Genomic DNA, 16,934 nt, shown 5'->3' with positions numbered 1-16,934 from the left:
CGCGCGGTCCGGGTCAGTTGTGGTAGCGGCGGTGATCGAGGCTGAATTCGTCGGCCACGGTCGCCGCCAGTTCCACGTAGGCGCGTTTGGCCTGCTTGCTCAGGCGGTGCAGGTCGATCTCAGCACCCTCGGACAGATGCGAGTCGTAGGGGATGATGTGCACCGCGCGGCAGCGTGACAGGAAGTATTCGCGCAGTTGCTGAATCCCCACATTCGGGGAGCCCTCGCGGGGCAGGTTGATCACCACCACGGCATTGCGCACCAGGTGGTCGTGGCCGTGCAGCGACAGCCAGTCCAGAGTCGCGGCCGCGCTGCGCGCGCCGTCGATGGCCGCCGAGGAGATCAGGACCAGAGAATGGGCCAGATCCAGGACGCCGGTCATGGCCGAATGCATCAGTCCGGTACCGCAGTCGGTGAGGATGATGTTGTAGAAACGCTGCAGAATTCGAGCGACCGACCGGTACTCCTCGTCGTTGAACGACTCCGACGCCGCCGGATCACGCTCACTGGCAAGCACTTCCAGTCGGCTCGTGGCCTGCGAGGTATGCCTGCGCACATCCGAATACCGGTCGATCTGCGGATCGAGCAACAGATCGCGCACCGTCGAACGGGTCTGCAACGGCACCCGCTGCGACAGCGTCCCGAAGTCGGGATTCGCGTCGACCGCGATCACCCGGTCACCGCGCACCGAAGCGAAGATCGACCCGAGCCCCATCGTGGTGGTGGTCTTGCCGACCCCGCCCTTCAACGACAACACCGCGATCCGGTAATCGCCGCGCACCGGTTGCCTGATCCGCGCCACCAACTCCTGCAGCCGCCGCTCCTCCGCGGACATCCCGGGATTGATCGCACCACCCGAGACATGATGCACAGCCTTGCGCCAACCACTACCCGGCGACTTCTTCGCCCGCCGCATCGGCACATCGTCGAGCGAAGGCTGCGGTCCGCCCTGCGGCCCCGGCGGCGCACCCCACCCGGCGCCCGGCTGACTCATCCCACCCGGACCGCCCGCCGTGATCGCGGACGGCTGCCCCGAATTCCACTGCTGGGCGGCGGCATCGGGTGCGGGCGGCGCATCGGGAGCAGGCGCGGGCTGCTGTGGGACGAACCCGCCCTGCTCGGGGTTTCGGGGTTGCTGGGCGAAGACGCCGGGATCGCGGCGCTCACCCGGCGCGAGTTGGTCGCTGACCGGGGCGCGATGGGTGGCGCCGGGAGGTGCGTAAGCGCCCGCGTTCCAACGCTGCGGACCCGCGGGGTCGTACCCGCCGGGCGCTTCGGGAACCTCGCCCCCGGTTTCGCCGTGGTTCGGGCTCCGCGCGGCGGCCGGGTCGAGACCGGGCGCACCGTGCGGTCCGGAATCGCCCGTGCCAGGTGCGCCGTAACCCGGCTCGGTCACTCGGCCGCCACCGGAGATCGAGTGCGGCCCAGAACTATCGGTAGCGGGCGCACCGTAATGCGAGCCTTGCGCCAGCGCGGTACCGGACGTCGGGTGTTGGTCCGCGGTCTGCGCGCCATAGCGTGACTGTGCCGCCGCAGGATCAGTACCGACGTTGCCGATTGTCGGTGTGCCGTAACGAGCGCCCGGCGCGGCGGTGGGATCGCCGGAGATCGAGTGTGGCCCGGAGCTGTCCGTCTGTGCGCCGTAGCGTGGACGCTGTCCCGAGTCCGTACCGGCGTCGCCCGTTGTAGGCGTGGCGTAGCGGGAGCCTTGGGCGGCGGGGCCGGTGGTCTGCGCGTCGTAGCGTTTCGTCGCCGGGTCGGCGGTCGGATGCGGGTCCGCGTTGTCGGCGGTTGGTGGACGGTGGCCCGGACCCGGCACGGTCGCCCGGCCTGCGCTGGAGTCCGCGCCTGCGGCAGGTGCGCCGGACGGGTGGCCTTGTCCCGAGGTCGCAGCGGCGCCGGGGGCGAAGTGCGGTCCCGAGCTGCCTGCGGTCGGTGCGCCGTAGCGCGAACCTTGTGCCGAGGTCTGGTCGGTGCCGTAACCCTGTGGTGGGAGCGATGGGATGCCTTGTCCCGGTTGGGAACCGGGGGAACCGTAGCCGCTCTCCGGTGTCCGGCCGGTGGCCGGGCTCTGCTCGGGGGCGGACAGTCGATGCCTGCCACCCGAGGGGGGAACGGGCGGGTAGCCTGCCGCCGCGTCCGGGTCGGCGTAGATCGGCGCGTCCGGACCGTGCTGCGCGACCTCGCCGGTCGGCATCGGGCCGTACGACGGTCGGGCGGGCGGGTGGTCGCCGGTGGTCCGCTCGTACGGATTGCTCTGATCGCCGGACGGCAGCGGGCCTTCGGCCGGGACGGGACCGTAGGGCGAGCGCGATTCCGTGCCGCGCTCATCGGGGGAGGCGGATTCCGGGCGCGGCGTGCCGTACGGCGACGGGCTCGCCTGCCGCTCGGCAGCCGCGCTCACGCCGGAATCCGCCGTCGGCGCGCTTCCCGGAGTCGGCGGCGCAAGCCGATCCGGCGGAACCGAACCGACTCGACCCGAGGGCGCGGAGCGCTCATCGCTCGCGGAACCGTCGGGATGTTCCGACGCCGTACCGGTGCTCGAATCACCCGGAGGCGGTGGCAATTCGGGACGCTCACCCGGCCGCGTCCCGGAACCGGTCAACCAGGCGGGCGCACCGTCCTCGGTCGTTTCGCTCGGTCGGGACTGCGCACCGGTGTCCGCCGAAGACGCGAGCCAAGGAGGCGGACCGTCGAGCTCCGGCCTCGTCCGCTCCGAGCCCGTTGCCGCGTGCGGTCCACTCGCGGGCACATCGGAACCATTCGCCCCCGGGGGTGGGTCAGGCAACGGCGGACGCCCCGGCCGCGATGGGCCTGCCTGCGTGAACTCCTGCGGACCGCCCTGCTGCGCTGGGGCGGTCCACGGCGCCTGCGCTTCGGCGTTCGATCCGGGCCGCGGGTGCTCGAGTTGAGGTGTGGAACCTTGTGGACTTCCCGGTTGCGACGGGTCGGCCCACGGTGGTGTCTGTGGGCTGCTGCCCTGCTGCGACGGGTCAGCCTGCGGTGTGACTCCCCGCGGACTGCCGTGCTGTGCGGGAGCGGCCGACGGCGCCGATGCCTCGGCGTCCGGACCAGGGCGCGGCGAGTCGGTTCGGGGGATCGCGCCCTGGGGGCGGTTCGGGTTCTCCCGGTCGGCTGGCGGGAATGGAGCGTTCGGCTTGAAGTCGGAGCCGGGCGCGTTCGGTGGGTGGCCCGCGTGCGGTGGGTCGGTTCGGGGTGTGGCGCCTTGGGGGCGGTTCGGGTTTTCCGGGGCGGCGGGTGGGAGTGGAGCGCTCGGCCGGAAGTCGGAGCCGGGCGCGTTCGATGGGTGGCCTGCTTGCGGTGGGTCGGTTCGGGGTGTGGCGCCTTGGGATCGATCCGGGTTCTCCCGGTCGGCGGGCGGGAATGGAGCGTTCGACTGGAAGTCGGAACCGGGCGGGCTCGACGGGTGGCCCGCGTGCGGTGGGGTCTGCGGCGGATCGGGGAGTGAGGGGCGGTTCGGGGTTTCCGGTCGCGGGTCCGTGGACTCCGCTGGTGGGGGTGGCGGCAGGTCCGGTAGGGAGCGCTGGATTCGGGTTGTGGGGGCGTGTGGTCCGCCCGCGGGGATGTCGAGGGGGCCGCGCGGGGGTGTGGCGGTGCTGCCCAGCGGTTGGAAGGCCGCCGACGGGGTGCTCGGCTGGCGGGTCGGCAGGCCGGAAGCGGGGTCGCGGCGGTGTGGGCCGGAGGTGTTCGGATCCTGCGGGGTGGACGGCCATCCCGGTCGCGCCGGTCGCGATTGCCCCGGTCCTGGTGATTGCTCGGGACCGCGGCCCTGTTCGGAACCGGGGCGGAATTCGGGGCTGCGGCCGTGCTCGGAACTGCGACCGTGCTCGGAACTACGGCCTTGCTCGGAACTGCGACCGTGCTCGGAACTACGGCCTTGCTCGAAGCCACGCCCCTGTTCGGGGCCACGGCCGTACTCCGCGCCGCTGCCGTATTCCGGATCACGTGCGGATCCGGTACCGCGCTGGTATTCGGGAGCGCTGGACTGTTCGGATCCGCGCGACTCGGAACCGCGACCTTGCTGGGGACCGCGACGGTGTTCGGATTCATGTTCTGGTCCGGGACTACGGCCTTGCTCGAAGCCGCGCCCTTGTTCAGGGCCAGGGCTGTACTCCGCGCCGCTGCCGTACTCCGGATCACGTGCGGATCCGGTACCACGCTGCTGTTCGAACCCACGCTGCTGTTCGGGAGCGCGGGACTGTTCGAATCCACGCGACTCGGAACCGCGCGGATGTTCCTGACCGCGCGATTGCTCCGTACCTTGCGGTGACTCGGGACGGCGCGGTGCGTATTCGTTTTCGGGAGCCCGTTCACCGGGGCGCGGCTCGGACTGCGCGGTCGCTTGTGGTCCGGGTCGACCCGCCTGCTCGCGGCCTCCCTCGGCGGGCGGCGACGGTTCGGGCTCGGGACGCTCGTCCTTGTCGCGACCACCGAACAGGCGACGGCGCTTGTCCTTGCGGCCGGGTGTCGCGTTGGCGTCCTGGCGCCCGCCGTCGGGTGCGCCGGACCTGCCGCGCCTGCGCCGGGACGGGGCGTCATCGATGGTGTCCTCGTGCGGCAGGTTCTGCACGGGGGCCTCGTACCCGCCGGTGACGTCGCTTTCGGACAGCCACGGCGGCAGCATGGGCAGGCCGTCGTTGTCGCGACTCACGCCACACCTCGCGAACGCGCCGATCCGGCGACGTGCGCCGATGGTCTCGCGGGCGGGCACGGGATGGTCGAGAAATCCGTGGTCGAGGGTACGGCGCGCGCGGCTGCCTCCCTGCGCTGGCTCACGACATCCCCCTGGGATCTGTTCGACCTGTTCTCGACCGGGTCAGTTTACGTGACCGACGTCCGCTCCACGCGGCCAGGGACCGGCGTTCGGTACGCCTGTGAACAAGCGCTCGGTACAGCTGTGGACAAGCCATCGGCAACCGCCGTGACCGGGGCGCGAACCACCGCGCGGACGGGGGCGTTTTTGCCGGATTCAGGGCCGCCCGGTAAGCTGGAGCGGCGGTGCACCTACGCGCCGACTGCTCTATGCCTCCGGTTCGTCGTTTCGAGTCGTCCTCGAACGCCCGACGGCCGGTGTCCATATGGGTGGAGTCAGTGGAAACCAGGCAATCAAACCAGGTTCTGTCGGCGAGCGCCGATACGAGGAACCGGGATCGCGGAGGACATGGCGAAGAAAGACGGGGCCATCGAGGTCGAGGGTCGAGTTGTCGAGCCGCTGCCCAATGCGATGTTCCGGATCGAGCTCGAGAACGGGCACAAGGTTCTCGCGCACATCAGCGGAAAGATGCGGCAGCACTACATTCGTATCCTTCCCGAGGACCGAGTGGTCGTCGAGCTGTCGCCCTACGACCTGTCGCGCGGCCGAATTGTATACCGCTACAAGTGAATCGAGTGGGCGACCCTTGCTCGCGGAGTGCGCTCGCCGGGGGTCGATTCACTTGGTGTCCTGTGGGGGCGCAGCCCCCACGCCCCACCCGGCGGGCTTCGCCCCCGGACCCCCTCGGTGGCGAGCTTCGCCGCCACAGCCCGTGGGGTAGCCGTCAGCGTGACGGCGACGAACAGACTTTCCCCGGTCGATCGGCCGGGGAAATAGAGTGTCCACCTTTGTGTGGACCACAACGAGATTGGACGGACGTGAAGGTTCAGCCGAGCGTCAAGAAGATCTGCGAGAAGTGCAAGGTGATCCGCCGTCACGGGCGGGTCATGGTGATCTGCGACAACCTGCGCCACAAGCAGCGCCAGGGCTGATTCGCAACCACCTGCCGAGCACCGAACGCGGTTCGGATTGGCAGTAAAACAGAAGAACTCCCAGATCCAGCCGCACGCTGTGGAAAATTCGGGCAGAGATGTCCGGGGCGTGTGCGCCAACCACCGGACCGGAGGCCGGTGCCCCACAAGACGAGGGGACGGACAGGGAGCAGACCTCCGCGACAATTAAGGAAAACTGCCACATGGCACGTCTCATGGGCGTCGACCTCCCGCGCGAGAAGCGCATGGAGATCGCGCTGACCTATATCTTCGGCATCGGCCGTACCCGGTCCAAGGAGATCCTCGAGGCCACGGGCGTCAGCCCCGACCTGCGTTCGAAGGACCTCAGCGACGACGACCTGACCAAGCTCCGCGACTACATCGAGGCGTCGGAGTTCAAGGTCGAGGGTGACCTGCGCCGCGAGGTGCAGGCCGATATCCGTCGCAAGATCGAGATCGGCTGCTACCAGGGCCTGCGGCACCGCCGCGGTCTGCCGGTGCGCGGCCAGCGGACCAAGACCAACGCGCGCACCCGCAAGGGCCCGAAGCGCACCGTCGCAGGCAAGAAGAAGTAGGGATAGCGCATGCCTCCTAAGAGCAGGGCCGCGGGCCCGAAGAAGACCCAGAAGTCGCGTCGCCGGGAAAAGAAGAACGTCCCGCACGGCCACGCGCACATCAAGAGCACCTTCAACAACACGATCGTGTCGATCACCGACCCGAACGGCAACGTCATCTCGTGGGCGTCCTCGGGCCACGTCGGCTTCAAGGGTTCGCGCAAGTCGACCCCGTTCGCCGCGCAGCTCGCCGCCGAGAACGCGGCGCGCAAGGCGCAGGAGAACGGCGTCAAGAAGGTCGACGTGTTCGTCAAGGGCCCGGGTTCGGGCCGTGAGACCGCGATCCGTTCGCTGCAGGCCGCAGGCCTCGAGGTGGGCACGATCTCCGATGTCACCCCGCAGCCGCACAACGGCTGCCGTCCGCCCAAGCGGCGTCGCGTCTAGCGGGAAAGGAACAGCGAACAATGGCTCGTTACACAGGCCCTATCACCCGCAAGTCGCGTCGTCTGCGCGTCGACCTCGTCGGAGGCGACCAGGCGTTCGAGCGTCGTCCCTACCCGCCCGGCCAGCACGGCCGCGCGCGGATCAAGGAGAGCGAGTACCTGCTCCAGCTGCAGGAGAAGCAGAAGGCCCGCTTCTCCTACGGCGTCATGGAGAAGCAGTTCCGCCGGTACTACGAGGAGGCCAACCGCCTCAAGGGCAAGACCGGTGACAACCTGCTGCGTCTGCTCGAGACCCGTCTCGACAACGTCGTGTACCGCGCCGGACTCGCGCGCACCCGCCGTCAGGCCCGTCAGCTCGTCAGCCACGGCCACTTCGTGGTCAACGGCGTGAAGGTCGACGTCCCCAGCTACCAGGTCTCCCAGTACGACATCATCGATGTCAAGGACAAGTCGCTGAGCACGCTGCCGTTCCAGGTGGCGCGCGAGACCGTCGGCGACCGTCCGGTCCCCGGCTGGCTCCAGGTGCTTCCCGGCCGCCTGCGCATCCTCGTGCACCAGGTGCCCGAGCGCGCTCAGATCGATGTGCCGCTGCAAGAACAGCTGATCGTCGAGTACTACTCGAAGTAATCGGCTTTTCGTGTCGCTGTCCTTCCGCCGTTTCGGCGGCGGAAGGAAATCCCATTCGTGGGCGTCAAATAGTGGGCGCCCGAACAGGAGGATGAATCCATGCTGATTTCCCAGCGTCCGACCCTGACCGAAGAGGTCGTCGCCGAGAACCGCTCGAAGTTCACCATCGAACCGCTCGAGCCGGGCTTCGGCTACACCCTCGGCAACTCGCTGCGCCGTACCTTGCTGTCCTCGATTCCGGGGGCCGCGGTCACGAGCATCCGCATCGACGGCGTCCTGCACGAGTTCACCACCGTTCCCGGCGTGAAGGAGGATGTCACCGACATCATCCTGAACCTGAAGGGTCTGGTCGTGTCCTCGGAGGAGGACGAGCCGGTCACGATGTACGTGCGCAAGCAGGGACCTGGCACCGTCACCGCCGGTGACATCGTGCCGCCCGCGGGGGTCGTCGTGCACAACCCGGATATGCACATCGCCACCCTGAACGACAAGGGCAAACTCGAGATCGAGCTCGTGGTCGAGCGCGGTCGCGGTTACGTCCCCGCCGTGCAGAACAAGGCGTCCGGTGCGGAAATCGGCCGGATTCCGGTGGATTCGATCTACTCCCCGGTGCTCAAGGTGACCTACAAGGTCGAGGCCACCCGTGTCGAGCAGCGCACCGACTTCGACCGTCTCATCCTCGACGTGGAGACCAAGAACTCCATCAGCGCGCGGGACGCGCTCGCCTCGGCGGGCAAGACCCTGGTCGAACTGTTCGGCCTGGCCCGCGAACTGAACGTCGAAGCCGAGGGCATCGAGATCGGCCCCTCGCCCGCCGAGGCGGATCACATCGCCTCCTTCGGGCTGCCGATCGAGGATCTGGACCTCACCGTCCGGTCCTACAACTGCCTCAAGCGCGAGGGTGTGCACACGGTGGGCGAGCTCGTCGCCCGCACCGAGTCGGATCTGCTCGACATCCGCAACTTCGGCCAGAAGTCCATCGACGAGGTCAAGGTCAAGCTGCACGCGCTCGGCCTCTCGCTCAAGGACAGCCCGGCGTCGTTCGACCCGTCCTCGGTGGTGGGTTACGACGCGAGCACCGGCACGTGGAGCGACAGCGGCACGTTCAGCGACACCGACGGCGGCGAACAGGATTACGCCGAGACCGAACAGCTCTAGGCCACTGGGGTAGGCACCCGAGACGGCCTCTGACAAGGAGAACACAATGCCCAAGCCCAAGAAGGGTGCCCGCTTCGGCGGGTCGGCGTCGCACCAGAAGGCGATCTTCGCCAATCTGGCCACGGCGCTCTTCGAGCACGGTCGTATCACGACCACGGAGGCCAAGGCCAAGGCGCTGCGCCCCTACGCCGAGAAGCTCGTCACCAAGGCGAAGGGCGGCACGCTGGCCGACCGTCGCGAGGTGCTCAAGGTCATTCGCGACAAGGATGTGGTGCACGAACTGTTCGCCACCATCGGTCCCTCCTTCGAGGGTCGCGAGGGCGGCTACACCCGCATCACCAAGACGCTGCCCCGCAAGGGTGACAACGCGCCGATGGCGATCATCGAGTTGGTCCGGGAGAAGACCGTGACCAACGAGGCCGATCGCGCTCGCCGCGTCGCCGCGTCGCAGAAGGCCGAGGCCGCACCGGTCGCCGAGACCACCGAGGACGCCGCCGAGGCGACCGAGACGGTCGAGGACGCCACCGAGGTCGCCGAGGCTGTGGCCGACGAGAGTGTCGAGGACAAGAAGGACGCCTGATTCCAGGCTCCCCGGAGCCCGCTCACCGTACGCGGTGGGCGGGCTCTTGTTCGTTCGGACCGGGTACCTGTCCTTCGCTCGCGGCCCGGCGCGAGCGAGCCGCCGCGCGTGGAGGATTCGATGACCGACCTGCCCTCGGGATCCGCGGCCGCTTCCGCGCTTGTCGTGGTCTCCGCTGGAGCCGCCGCCGGGGTTCCTGCTGTCGATTCGCCCGAGACTGTTCGGATTCGGCTCGATATCGCTTATGACGGGACCGATTTCACCGGGTGGGCGCGCCAGCCCGGTCTGCGCACGGTGCAGGGTGTGCTCGAGGAGGCGTTGAGCAAGGTCTATCGGGAACCGGTCGGGCTCACGGTGGCCGGGCGCACCGACGCGGGTGTGCACGCGGAGGGGCAGGTCGCTCATTTCGATACCGCCGCCGAGGTGGACGGCGGGAAGCTGATTCATCGGATGGCGCGTTTTCTGCCGAAGGATGTGCGCATCACCGCCGTTCGGCCTGTTCCGCCCGAATTCGATGCCAGGTTCTCCGCGATCCGCAGGCACTACCGCTACCGGCTCACGACCGCGCCCTACGGCGCGGACCCGCTGATGGCGCGCTGGGTGGTGCCGTGCCGGGCGGTCGATGTGGACGCGATGCGGGCCGCGTCACGAAAACTGTTGGGGCTGCATGATTTCGCGGCGTTCTGTCGGCGGCGGGAGGGCGCGACGACAGTGCGTGAACTCCAGCGCTTCGACTGGGAGCGTGCCGGTGACCTGCTGAGCGCCCATGTCAGCGCGGACGCGTTCTGCTGGTCGATGGTGCGCAGTCTGGTCGGCGCGGTGCTCGCGGTGGGGGAGGGGCGGCGCACCCCGGAGTGGGTGGGTGGCCTGCTCGCCGAGTCCAGTCGGTCCAGCGCGGTCACGGTGGCGCCCGCGCACGGCCTGAGCTTGGTGGCGGTGGACTATCCCGCCGATGCCGCGCTCGCCGCGCGCAATGCCGAGACCAGGGAGGTGCGCAGCCTGCCCGCGCCCGATCCGGGGTGTTGCGGCGGTTGAGTGCCCGCATCCGCACCGAATGGGATCACTTGCGGCACATGGCAAATCATGAGCACACCGGGCGCGGTGTGATCGAATGGACAGGGTTCGTCGGCCTCGAAAAGGGGAATGCATATCGGGCATTGCAATAATTTCAGGATGAAAGGAGTTGCGACGGCCATGACCATTGATGATCTCGGCAAGTTCGGCGTGTGGCGCGGATATCTGGGGTTCACCCCGGAATCGGCTCGTGAGCTGGAGCAACTCGGGTACGGCACATTATGGCTCGGCGGTTCGCCGCCCGCCGATCTGCCGGTGGTGGAATCGTTGTTGGAGGCGACCGAAACGTTGCGGGTCGGCACCAGCATCGTCAATATCTGGTCCGCGAAGGCCGAGGGCGTCGCGGAATCCTTCCATCGAATCGAGGCGCGTTTTCCAGGGCGTTTCCTGCTCGGAATAGGCGTCGGCCACCCCGAGGCGAACGGTGCGGACGCGCGCACCCCGTATCGCGCTCTCGTCGAATACCTCGACATCCTCGACAGCGAAGGCGTCCCGAAGCAGGGTCGCGCGTTGGCCGCGCTCGGACCTCGGGTGCTGGAATTGGCGCGGGATCGCAGCGCGGGCGCGCTGCCGTATCTGGCGCCGCCGCGGTACAACCAGGTCGCACGTGAGGTCCTCGGCGCGGGAACGCTGCTGGTGGCCGAGCAGAAGGTGGTCCTCGACGAGGATGTGGACCGGGCCCGCGCCACCGGCCGCACCATGGTTCCCATGTACCTCGGGCTGCGCAACTACGTCGCGAATCTGCGCAGACTCGGCTACACGGAGCAGGATGTCGCGGGCCCAGGCAGCGATCGTCTGATCGATGATCTGGCGATCCACGGTTCGGCGGTCGAGGTCGCGGCCGGTTTGGTCGCGCACCTCGAAGCGGGCGCCGATCACATCGCCATCCAGCCGCTGGACGAGGACTATCTGGCGACGTTGCGCGAACTCGCGAAGGTGCTGCCGATCGCGAGGTGAACCGGGAGGCGGTCCGCTCCGCTCAGGAGCGGACCAGTCTGGCGATGGCGTCGGTGGCTTCTTTGATCTTGGCCTCGGCCTCGGGGCCGCCCGCCACCGCGGCGTCCACCACGCAGTGGCTGATGTGATCCTCGAGCAGCCCCATGGCGACGGCTTGCAGTGCCTTCGTCATGGCCGAGACCTGGGTGAGGATATCGATGCAGTACTTCTCCTCTTCGACCATGCGCTGCAGGCCGCGCGCCTGCCCTTCGATGCGGCGCAGGCGCTTGAGGTAGTCGTCCTTGGCGGTGATGTAGCCGTGCGCGTGGCCGGTGGCATCGGTATCGGGGGTGGTCACCGCATATCTCCTCGCTGCCCGACGGCGGTTATCGAACAGGACATTCAATACCCCCCAAGGGTAGTTGTATTCCGGCGGGTTGTCAGGTGCGGACCGGATTCGGCGCCGCGCCCTCGGGCAGCGGCGGTTGTTCTCGCGTACCGCGTCGGGCCAGGACGATACCCCCGATCAGCACGACACCGCCCGCCACCTGGATCGGCGCGACCGATTCGCCGAGCAGCAGCCACGACAACGCCACCGCGAACAGTACCTCGCTCAGCAGGATCAGTGACGTGAGCGTGGACCCGATCCTGGCCGCCCCCGCCACCCCGCACAGGTAGGCGGCGACGGTGCTCACCATCACCAGCAGAGCCAGCGACACCGCCGTCGGCACGCGGTGCTCGGCCAGCGTCACCGAGGCCGTGCCGAAGCGCAGCGGCAGCAGGTGGATCAGCGCCAGCGCCCACGCCGTGACCGCCGCGACCGTCATGCCCGCGCCGAGCAGCACCACCGGACTCATGGTGTCCGCCCCGCGATCCGACAGGATGAAGAAGGCCGCGTTACCGGCCATCGACAGCAGCGCCCACCCGAGCCCGACGACATCGAGCCCGCCGCTGTCGAAGACGTCGATGACCAGCGCGGCCCCGCAGATCGCCAGCGTCGCGCCGAGCAGCGTGACGGCACTCGGCCGCCGCGCGCGGACCAGCCAGTTCCAGCCGATCACCGCGATCGGCGCCAGGAACTGGATCATCAGTGCCACGCCGACCTGGAGGTACTCCAGCGCGAGGAAGAAGGTGGCCTGCACCCCGGCGAGCGCGACCACGCCGAAAACGGCGAGGGTGCGCAGGTGGCGGCGGCTGTCGAACAGGGCGCGCCGGTCGAGAACGAGGGCGAGGGCGAGAATGATCGCGGCCGCGCCCGTCAACCGGATGGCCAAAGTGGCGCCGGGGGACCAGCGGGCACTGAGCACGGCCTTGGCGAAAGGTCCCGAGGTGGCGAAGGCCAGACCGCTCGCCACCGTGAGCCAGACACCGACACCGACATGCGCACGTGCCACCAGAACCTCCCCATCGAATCGGTGCGTCCATCATCGCGGACCCGACGGCGCTCGCCGCCGATCCGTGACACCCGTCACCGGCCATTGCGAGCGGGGGACCCGGTGTGCGTCGCGTCCGCGAAGACGAGAGAATCCACTCATGAGCTCGCATCCGCGTCCCGCGCTCGCCGTCATCGGCGGCAGCGGTTTCTACGACTTCTTCGACGACGCCGCCACCGAGGTCGCCGTCGACACCCCGTACGGCGAACCGAGTGCGCCGATCGCGATCGGCGAGGTCGAGGGGCGGGCGGTGGCCTTCGTGCCGCGGCACGGCAAACAGCACGAGTACGCGCCGCACACGCTGCCGTACCGGGCGAACATGTGGGCGCTGCGTTCCCTCGGCGTGCGCCGGGTGCTCGCGCCGTGCGCGGTCGGCAGCCTGCGCGGCGACTGGGGGCCGGGCACGGTCGCGGTTCCCGATCAACTCGTCGACCGCACCTCGGGTCGGCCGCAGACCTATTTCGACGGCGGTGGTGTGCACGTGTCGTTCGCCGATCCGTACTGTGACGAACTGCGCTCGGCGGTGGTGAAATCCGAGGTTCCCGAATTGCCGCTGAAGGCGGGCGGCGCGATGGTCGTGATCCAGGGACCGCGTTTCTCCACCCGCGCGGAGAGCCGGTGGTTCGCCGGACAGGGCTGGGACCTGGTGAACATGACCGGATATCCGGAATCGGTCCTGGCTCGCGAACTGGAGATGTGCTACGCGGCGGTCGCGCTGGTCACCGATCTGGACGCGGGACTCGAAGAGGGCGACGGCGTGCACGCGGTCGACGTCTTCGCCGAGTTCGAGCGCAATCTCGAGCCGTTCAAGGAATTGATCCGCCGGTCCGTCGCGGCCGTCGCGGGCGAGGACACCTGTGAGCGCTGCACCGTGCACACGGGAGTGTCGCTGCCTTTCGAACTACCGTGAGAGCAGGGTTCCGGCGCGTTCGGTCGGAACTCGGCGCGTGAACACGGGGTTGTGACATGAAGGTACTGGTCACCGGTGCGGCCGGTTTCATCGGATCGCGGGTGCGGCGGGCGCTGAGCGCCGCCGACCACGAGGTGGTCGCCGTCGATTCCATGCATCCTTCGATCCACGGGAAGCAGGCGCGGCCGCCGGAGGGCATCACCAGGGTGGACGTGCGCGACGGCACGGCGATGGGGGAACTGCTGCACGGGGTCGACGCGGTGTGTCACCTGGCCGGGCTCGGCGGCGGTCCCGATCCGGTGCCGAGCGCCGCCGATTTCGCGGCGCACAACGATTTCGGCACCGCGGTCCTGCTCACGGCGATGACCGCGGCGCGGATCCGGCGACTGGTGCTCGCCTCGTCGGCCGCGATCTACGGCGAGGGCCGGTACCGGATGGTGCACGGCGGATCGTTCTCGCCGGGCCTGCGGCTGCGCGCCGACCTGGATCGCGGCATGTTCGATCACCGTGCGCCCCGCACCGGCGAGGTGCTGACCTGGGAACCGGTCGGTGAGGACGCGCCGGCCCGGCCGCGCGGCTTCTTCGGGGCGAGCAAGGCGGCGGTGGAGAACTACGCGTACTCGTGGGGGCTGGCCACCACCTCGGGGGTCACCGCGCTGCGTCTGCACCACGTGTACGGGCCGGGTGCGCGCGGCGGCATCCACGCGCGTTTCCGCGACGCGCTGGTCGCCGGTTCCGCGCCCCGGGTGTTCGAGGACGGCGGCCAGGTCCGCGATTTCGTGCACGTGGACGACGTGGTGCGGGCGACGGTCGCGGCCGTCGAGCAGTCGCTGCCCGGTTTCGTGCCGCTCAATATCGCCTCGGGACACCCGATCACGCTGTACCAGGCCGCTTCCATCATGGCCAGGTCCCGCGGCGGACCCGCGCCGATCGTGACGGGGCAGTACCGCCTGTCCGATGTCCGCCATGTGGTCGGCAGCCCGGCCCGCGCCGAACGCGCCCTCGGATTCACCGCCCGGCTCATCCCCGCCGAAGGTCTGGCCGAATTCGCCAGTCCCATCGAGGAATCCCCGGCGGACGCGGTGGCGCCGGGCCGCGCCGACGGCCACGATGTCCGGCGGAGTTAGGCTCGCTCGATGGATACCGCCCTCCGGTTGGAAGTCATCGTCGCCAGCGTGCGGCCCGAACGATTCGCCCCGGTGGTCGCGGACTGGTTCCTGCGGACCGTGCGCGCTGACGCCAGATTCGACACCGGGGTCATCGACCTCGCCGACACCCCGCTGCCGATAGACCTCACCGAGATACCCGAGGTCGACCGGTACCGCGCGCGACTCGCCGCCGCCGACGCCTTCGTCGCCGTCACCTCCGAGTACAACCACGGCTATCCGGCCTCGCTGAAGACCGCCCTGGACAGCGCCAAACACGAATGGCGGGCCAAACCCATCGGATTCGTCTCCTACGGCGGACTGTCGGGCGGCCTGCGCGCGGTCGAACAGTTGCGTCAGGTGGTCGCCGAGATCCACATGGTCTCGGTTCGCGAATCCGTCGGATTCCACCGCGCGAAACGCGCGTTCGACGACAGCGGTGAAACCCGCGACGGCGCCGCCATCGACGCCGCGGCCAGGATGCTCGGCCAATTGGCCTGGTGGGGGCACGCCTTGCGCACCGCACGCACCGCCGACCCGTACCCGGGATGACCGAAGCCGCCGAACGGTGCCTGCGTCAGTTGTGTTGCATGACCCGGCGGCCGCGCGGATGTCCGATGTAGGTGGCCTCGCGCGGAATGGAGACCAGCGTGAGGTCGACCTGTGCGGTGCCGGTGCGCAGCACCACGTGGTTGCCGATCGCGCCGGGCTGGTAGATGGACAGGTCGGGCCTGGTCGCGGGCCAGCCCATCGGGTCGCCGGTGATGTAGATGGTGGTGACGCCCGCGTGCGGCGCGGGCGCAAGCACGCCGTCCACCACCGCGGCGGTGAAACCCGCGTCGGACTGGTGGGTTTCGACCGCGATGGTCAGCCGCTCCGGATTGCCGATGGTCTGCACCAGGTTCTCCCACGCGTGCGCGCGATCGGTGCGGATCAGGACGCGCTCGCCGACCGCGAGTGCCCGGAACACCAGCTGCTGCGCGAGATACAGCTCACCGGCCACGTACACGGTGGAGATGCCGGTGCCGACGATGCGCACCGCGACGCCCTGCTGCTCCTCGTCCGAACCGATCAGCTGACCGCAGCCGGAGGACGGCAGGTGCAGCGCGCCGATCACATCGATCGGATATTCGGTCATCGGGACGGTGTCGTCGACACCGGGCACCGCGAGTGGCAGATGGGCAAGCAGGCCGCCGCGGTGGCGCCCGGCCATCGACACCATGCCCTGGGACCGGTTGCGCTCCGGCAGTTCCCGCGCGGTGAGTCGCCAGGCGGCGCCGATGTTCACCGAACCGGCCGAACTGCCGGGACGCAGGCGCACCGCGACCGTGGTGCCGCGCGACTGCGGAACCCACAGTTGCGCCAGCAGATCCGAGCCGAGCCGCTTCGGGTCGACCGCGCCGCCGATATTGACCGCGTTGCCGATCTCGGCGTAGCGCCAGCGGTGGGTGAGGGTGCGCGGATCGTAGCCCGCGGTGATCTGCAGCACCGCCTTGCGGATCTCCGGCGCGGTCAGTGTGCGGGCGCCGCAGTCGGCGTCCTCGAGGGTGCGCACGATGCGCTGGGTGGCGATGGTGACCGCGCGCGAGGCGCCCTCGCTGCCGCCGCCGCGCCGGGCCGCGGCTTCCGGGCAACGCACGGCGTCGAAGCTGATCGCGAGCCAGACGGTGCGGTGCGCCGTGGCGGGCAGCGGACCGAGCAGGCTCTCGTAGATGTTGCCCGCGGGCGTACCCGACCGGCTGCGGTGGCCGTGGCTGATGATGTCGATCCCGCTGAGCAGGATGTCGTGCTGGTTCAGGCATTTCGCGAGTTCGGGCAGCGGGAGCAGGTGCGAGGCGTGCACGGTGCTGCTCGAGATCCGGGTGAGCCCGCCGCGCGGCGGCAGCACCTCGACCACGGTGACGACCCGACTGCCGTCCCAGTACAGGCCGAGCGAGCGGTCGTCGGGGCCGCGGAAATCGACGGTGTCGCCGATGTCGTAGTTGCGGTGCGTGAAGTAGCTCCACCACGTCGCGATCCAGTCGAGCACGGTGCGTTTGCCGATGGGGATCAGCGGGAGCGCGATCGTGACCGCGGTGACGGCGATCGCGGGCAGGGTGTCGAGTCCGGCGAGCAGCGCGACCAGGCCCGCCGAGAAGCCGATGGCCTGTGCGATCAGCAGGTTCTGCACTGATACGCGACCGAGCAGCGGGCGCGGCCCGGCTCCGACGGCTTCGGCCATGATCGTCCCCCAAGTACCCGATATCGACCGCCTCGCACCGGCCGAGCTGAACAACAGTCCTGCGAAACTGTACTGTGTTCGGCGAAG

At 69.2% G+C, this 16,934-nt stretch carries 17 protein-coding genes; 13 read left to right on the top strand and 4 right to left on the bottom strand.

Annotated features, from left to right (window positions below):
• Positions 1 to 13: 13 nt before the first annotated feature.
• Positions 14 to 2,404: a MinD/ParA family ATP-binding protein gene (locus IT779_RS37785; protein ID WP_332838803.1), complete on the bottom strand. Its 2,391-nt coding sequence runs from the start codon at positions 2,402 to 2,404 to the stop codon at positions 14 to 16.
• Between the two features lie 1,476 nt (positions 2,405 to 3,880).
• Between IT779_RS37785 and IT779_RS14915 the strand changes: the two genes are divergently transcribed.
• The 10 genes from IT779_RS14915 (at position 3,881) to IT779_RS14870 (ending at position 11,159) form a co-directional block, all read left to right on the top strand.
• A complete protein-coding gene (locus IT779_RS14915; RefSeq protein ID WP_196149899.1) occupies positions 3,881 to 4,291 on the top strand; it encodes a hypothetical protein in 411 nt (136 codons plus the stop codon).
• An 891-nt stretch (positions 4,292 to 5,182) separates the two neighbouring features.
• Positions 5,183 to 5,404 (top strand): translation initiation factor IF-1, encoded by a 222-nt coding sequence (gene infA, locus IT779_RS14910; protein ID WP_003418601.1) that lies wholly within the window; start codon positions 5,183 to 5,185, stop codon positions 5,402 to 5,404.
• A 248-nt stretch (positions 5,405 to 5,652) separates the two neighbouring features.
• Entirely contained in the window at positions 5,653 to 5,766 is a 114-nt protein-coding gene (rpmJ, locus tag IT779_RS14905; protein WP_011207363.1) for a 50S ribosomal protein L36, read from the top strand.
• A 203-nt stretch (positions 5,767 to 5,969) separates the two neighbouring features.
• On the top strand, positions 5,970 to 6,341 hold the full coding sequence (gene rpsM, locus IT779_RS14900) for a 30S ribosomal protein S13 (RefSeq protein WP_039795645.1): 372 nt from the start codon (positions 5,970 to 5,972) through the stop codon (positions 6,339 to 6,341).
• A 9-nt stretch (positions 6,342 to 6,350) separates the two neighbouring features.
• Positions 6,351 to 6,764, top strand: a complete 414-nt coding sequence (gene rpsK, locus IT779_RS14895; protein WP_040704448.1) for a 30S ribosomal protein S11 — start codon at positions 6,351 to 6,353, stop codon at positions 6,762 to 6,764.
• Positions 6,765 to 6,784: 20 nt separating this feature from the next.
• Positions 6,785 to 7,390 carry a 30S ribosomal protein S4 gene (rpsD, locus tag IT779_RS14890; protein WP_196149898.1) on the top strand — a complete coding sequence of 202 codons (606 nt, stop codon included), beginning with the start codon at positions 6,785 to 6,787 and terminating at the stop codon, positions 7,388 to 7,390.
• 99 nt (positions 7,391 to 7,489) lie between these two features.
• Positions 7,490 to 8,548 (top strand): DNA-directed RNA polymerase subunit alpha, encoded by a 1,059-nt coding sequence (locus IT779_RS14885; RefSeq protein WP_067785162.1) that lies wholly within the window; start codon positions 7,490 to 7,492, stop codon positions 8,546 to 8,548.
• A gap of 46 nt (positions 8,549 to 8,594) precedes the next feature.
• Positions 8,595 to 9,128: a 50S ribosomal protein L17 gene (gene rplQ, locus IT779_RS14880; protein WP_196149897.1), complete on the top strand. Its 534-nt coding sequence runs from the start codon at positions 8,595 to 8,597 to the stop codon at positions 9,126 to 9,128.
• 120 nt (positions 9,129 to 9,248) lie between these two features.
• Entirely contained in the window at positions 9,249 to 10,163 is a 915-nt protein-coding gene (gene truA / locus IT779_RS14875; protein WP_196149896.1) for a tRNA pseudouridine(38-40) synthase TruA, read from the top strand.
• A 159-nt stretch (positions 10,164 to 10,322) separates the two neighbouring features.
• Complete coding sequence (locus IT779_RS14870) at positions 10,323 to 11,159, top strand: LLM class F420-dependent oxidoreductase (RefSeq protein WP_196149895.1); 837 nt, start codon at positions 10,323 to 10,325, stop codon at positions 11,157 to 11,159.
• Between the two features lie 22 nt (positions 11,160 to 11,181).
• On the opposite strand, the gene IT779_RS14865 is transcribed toward IT779_RS14870, so the two are convergent.
• Together IT779_RS14865 and IT779_RS14860 are read right to left on the bottom strand one after the other, a co-directional pair.
• Complete coding sequence (locus IT779_RS14865) at positions 11,182 to 11,496, bottom strand: metal-sensitive transcriptional regulator (RefSeq protein ID WP_196149894.1); 315 nt, start codon at positions 11,494 to 11,496, stop codon at positions 11,182 to 11,184.
• 82 nt (positions 11,497 to 11,578) lie between these two features.
• On the bottom strand, positions 11,579 to 12,532 hold the full coding sequence (locus IT779_RS14860; protein WP_196149893.1) for an EamA family transporter: 954 nt from the start codon (positions 12,530 to 12,532) through the stop codon (positions 11,579 to 11,581).
• Positions 12,533 to 12,671: 139 nt separating this feature from the next.
• Here IT779_RS14860 and IT779_RS14855 point away from each other — a divergent pair, with 139 nt between their 5' ends.
• The 3 genes from IT779_RS14855 to IT779_RS14845 are packed head-to-tail and all read left to right on the top strand — an operon-like array spanning position 12,672 to position 15,178.
• Positions 12,672 to 13,481: an S-methyl-5'-thioadenosine phosphorylase gene (locus IT779_RS14855; protein ID WP_196149892.1), complete on the top strand. Its 810-nt coding sequence runs from the start codon at positions 12,672 to 12,674 to the stop codon at positions 13,479 to 13,481.
• A gap of 56 nt (positions 13,482 to 13,537) precedes the next feature.
• Positions 13,538 to 14,608, top strand: a complete 1,071-nt coding sequence (locus IT779_RS14850; RefSeq protein WP_196149891.1) for an NAD-dependent epimerase/dehydratase family protein — start codon at positions 13,538 to 13,540, stop codon at positions 14,606 to 14,608.
• Positions 14,609 to 14,617: 9 nt separating this feature from the next.
• The gene (locus tag IT779_RS14845; protein ID WP_196149890.1) at positions 14,618 to 15,178 is read left to right on the top strand and encodes an NADPH-dependent FMN reductase; all 561 of its coding nucleotides are present in this window, start codon (positions 14,618 to 14,620) and stop codon (positions 15,176 to 15,178) included.
• 25 nt (positions 15,179 to 15,203) lie between these two features.
• Here the strand turns inward: IT779_RS14845 and eccE are convergent, their stop codons facing one another.
• A complete protein-coding gene (gene eccE, locus IT779_RS14840) occupies positions 15,204 to 16,847 on the bottom strand; it encodes a type VII secretion protein EccE (RefSeq protein WP_196149889.1) in 1,644 nt (547 codons plus the stop codon).
• Positions 16,848 to 16,934: the final 87 nt, after the last annotated feature.

The organism is Nocardia bovistercoris, assembly GCF_015674855.1.
GTDB lineage: Bacteria > Actinomycetota > Actinomycetes > Mycobacteriales > Mycobacteriaceae > Nocardia > Nocardia bovistercoris.
This window is presented reverse-complemented; position numbering and strand designations above follow the sequence as displayed.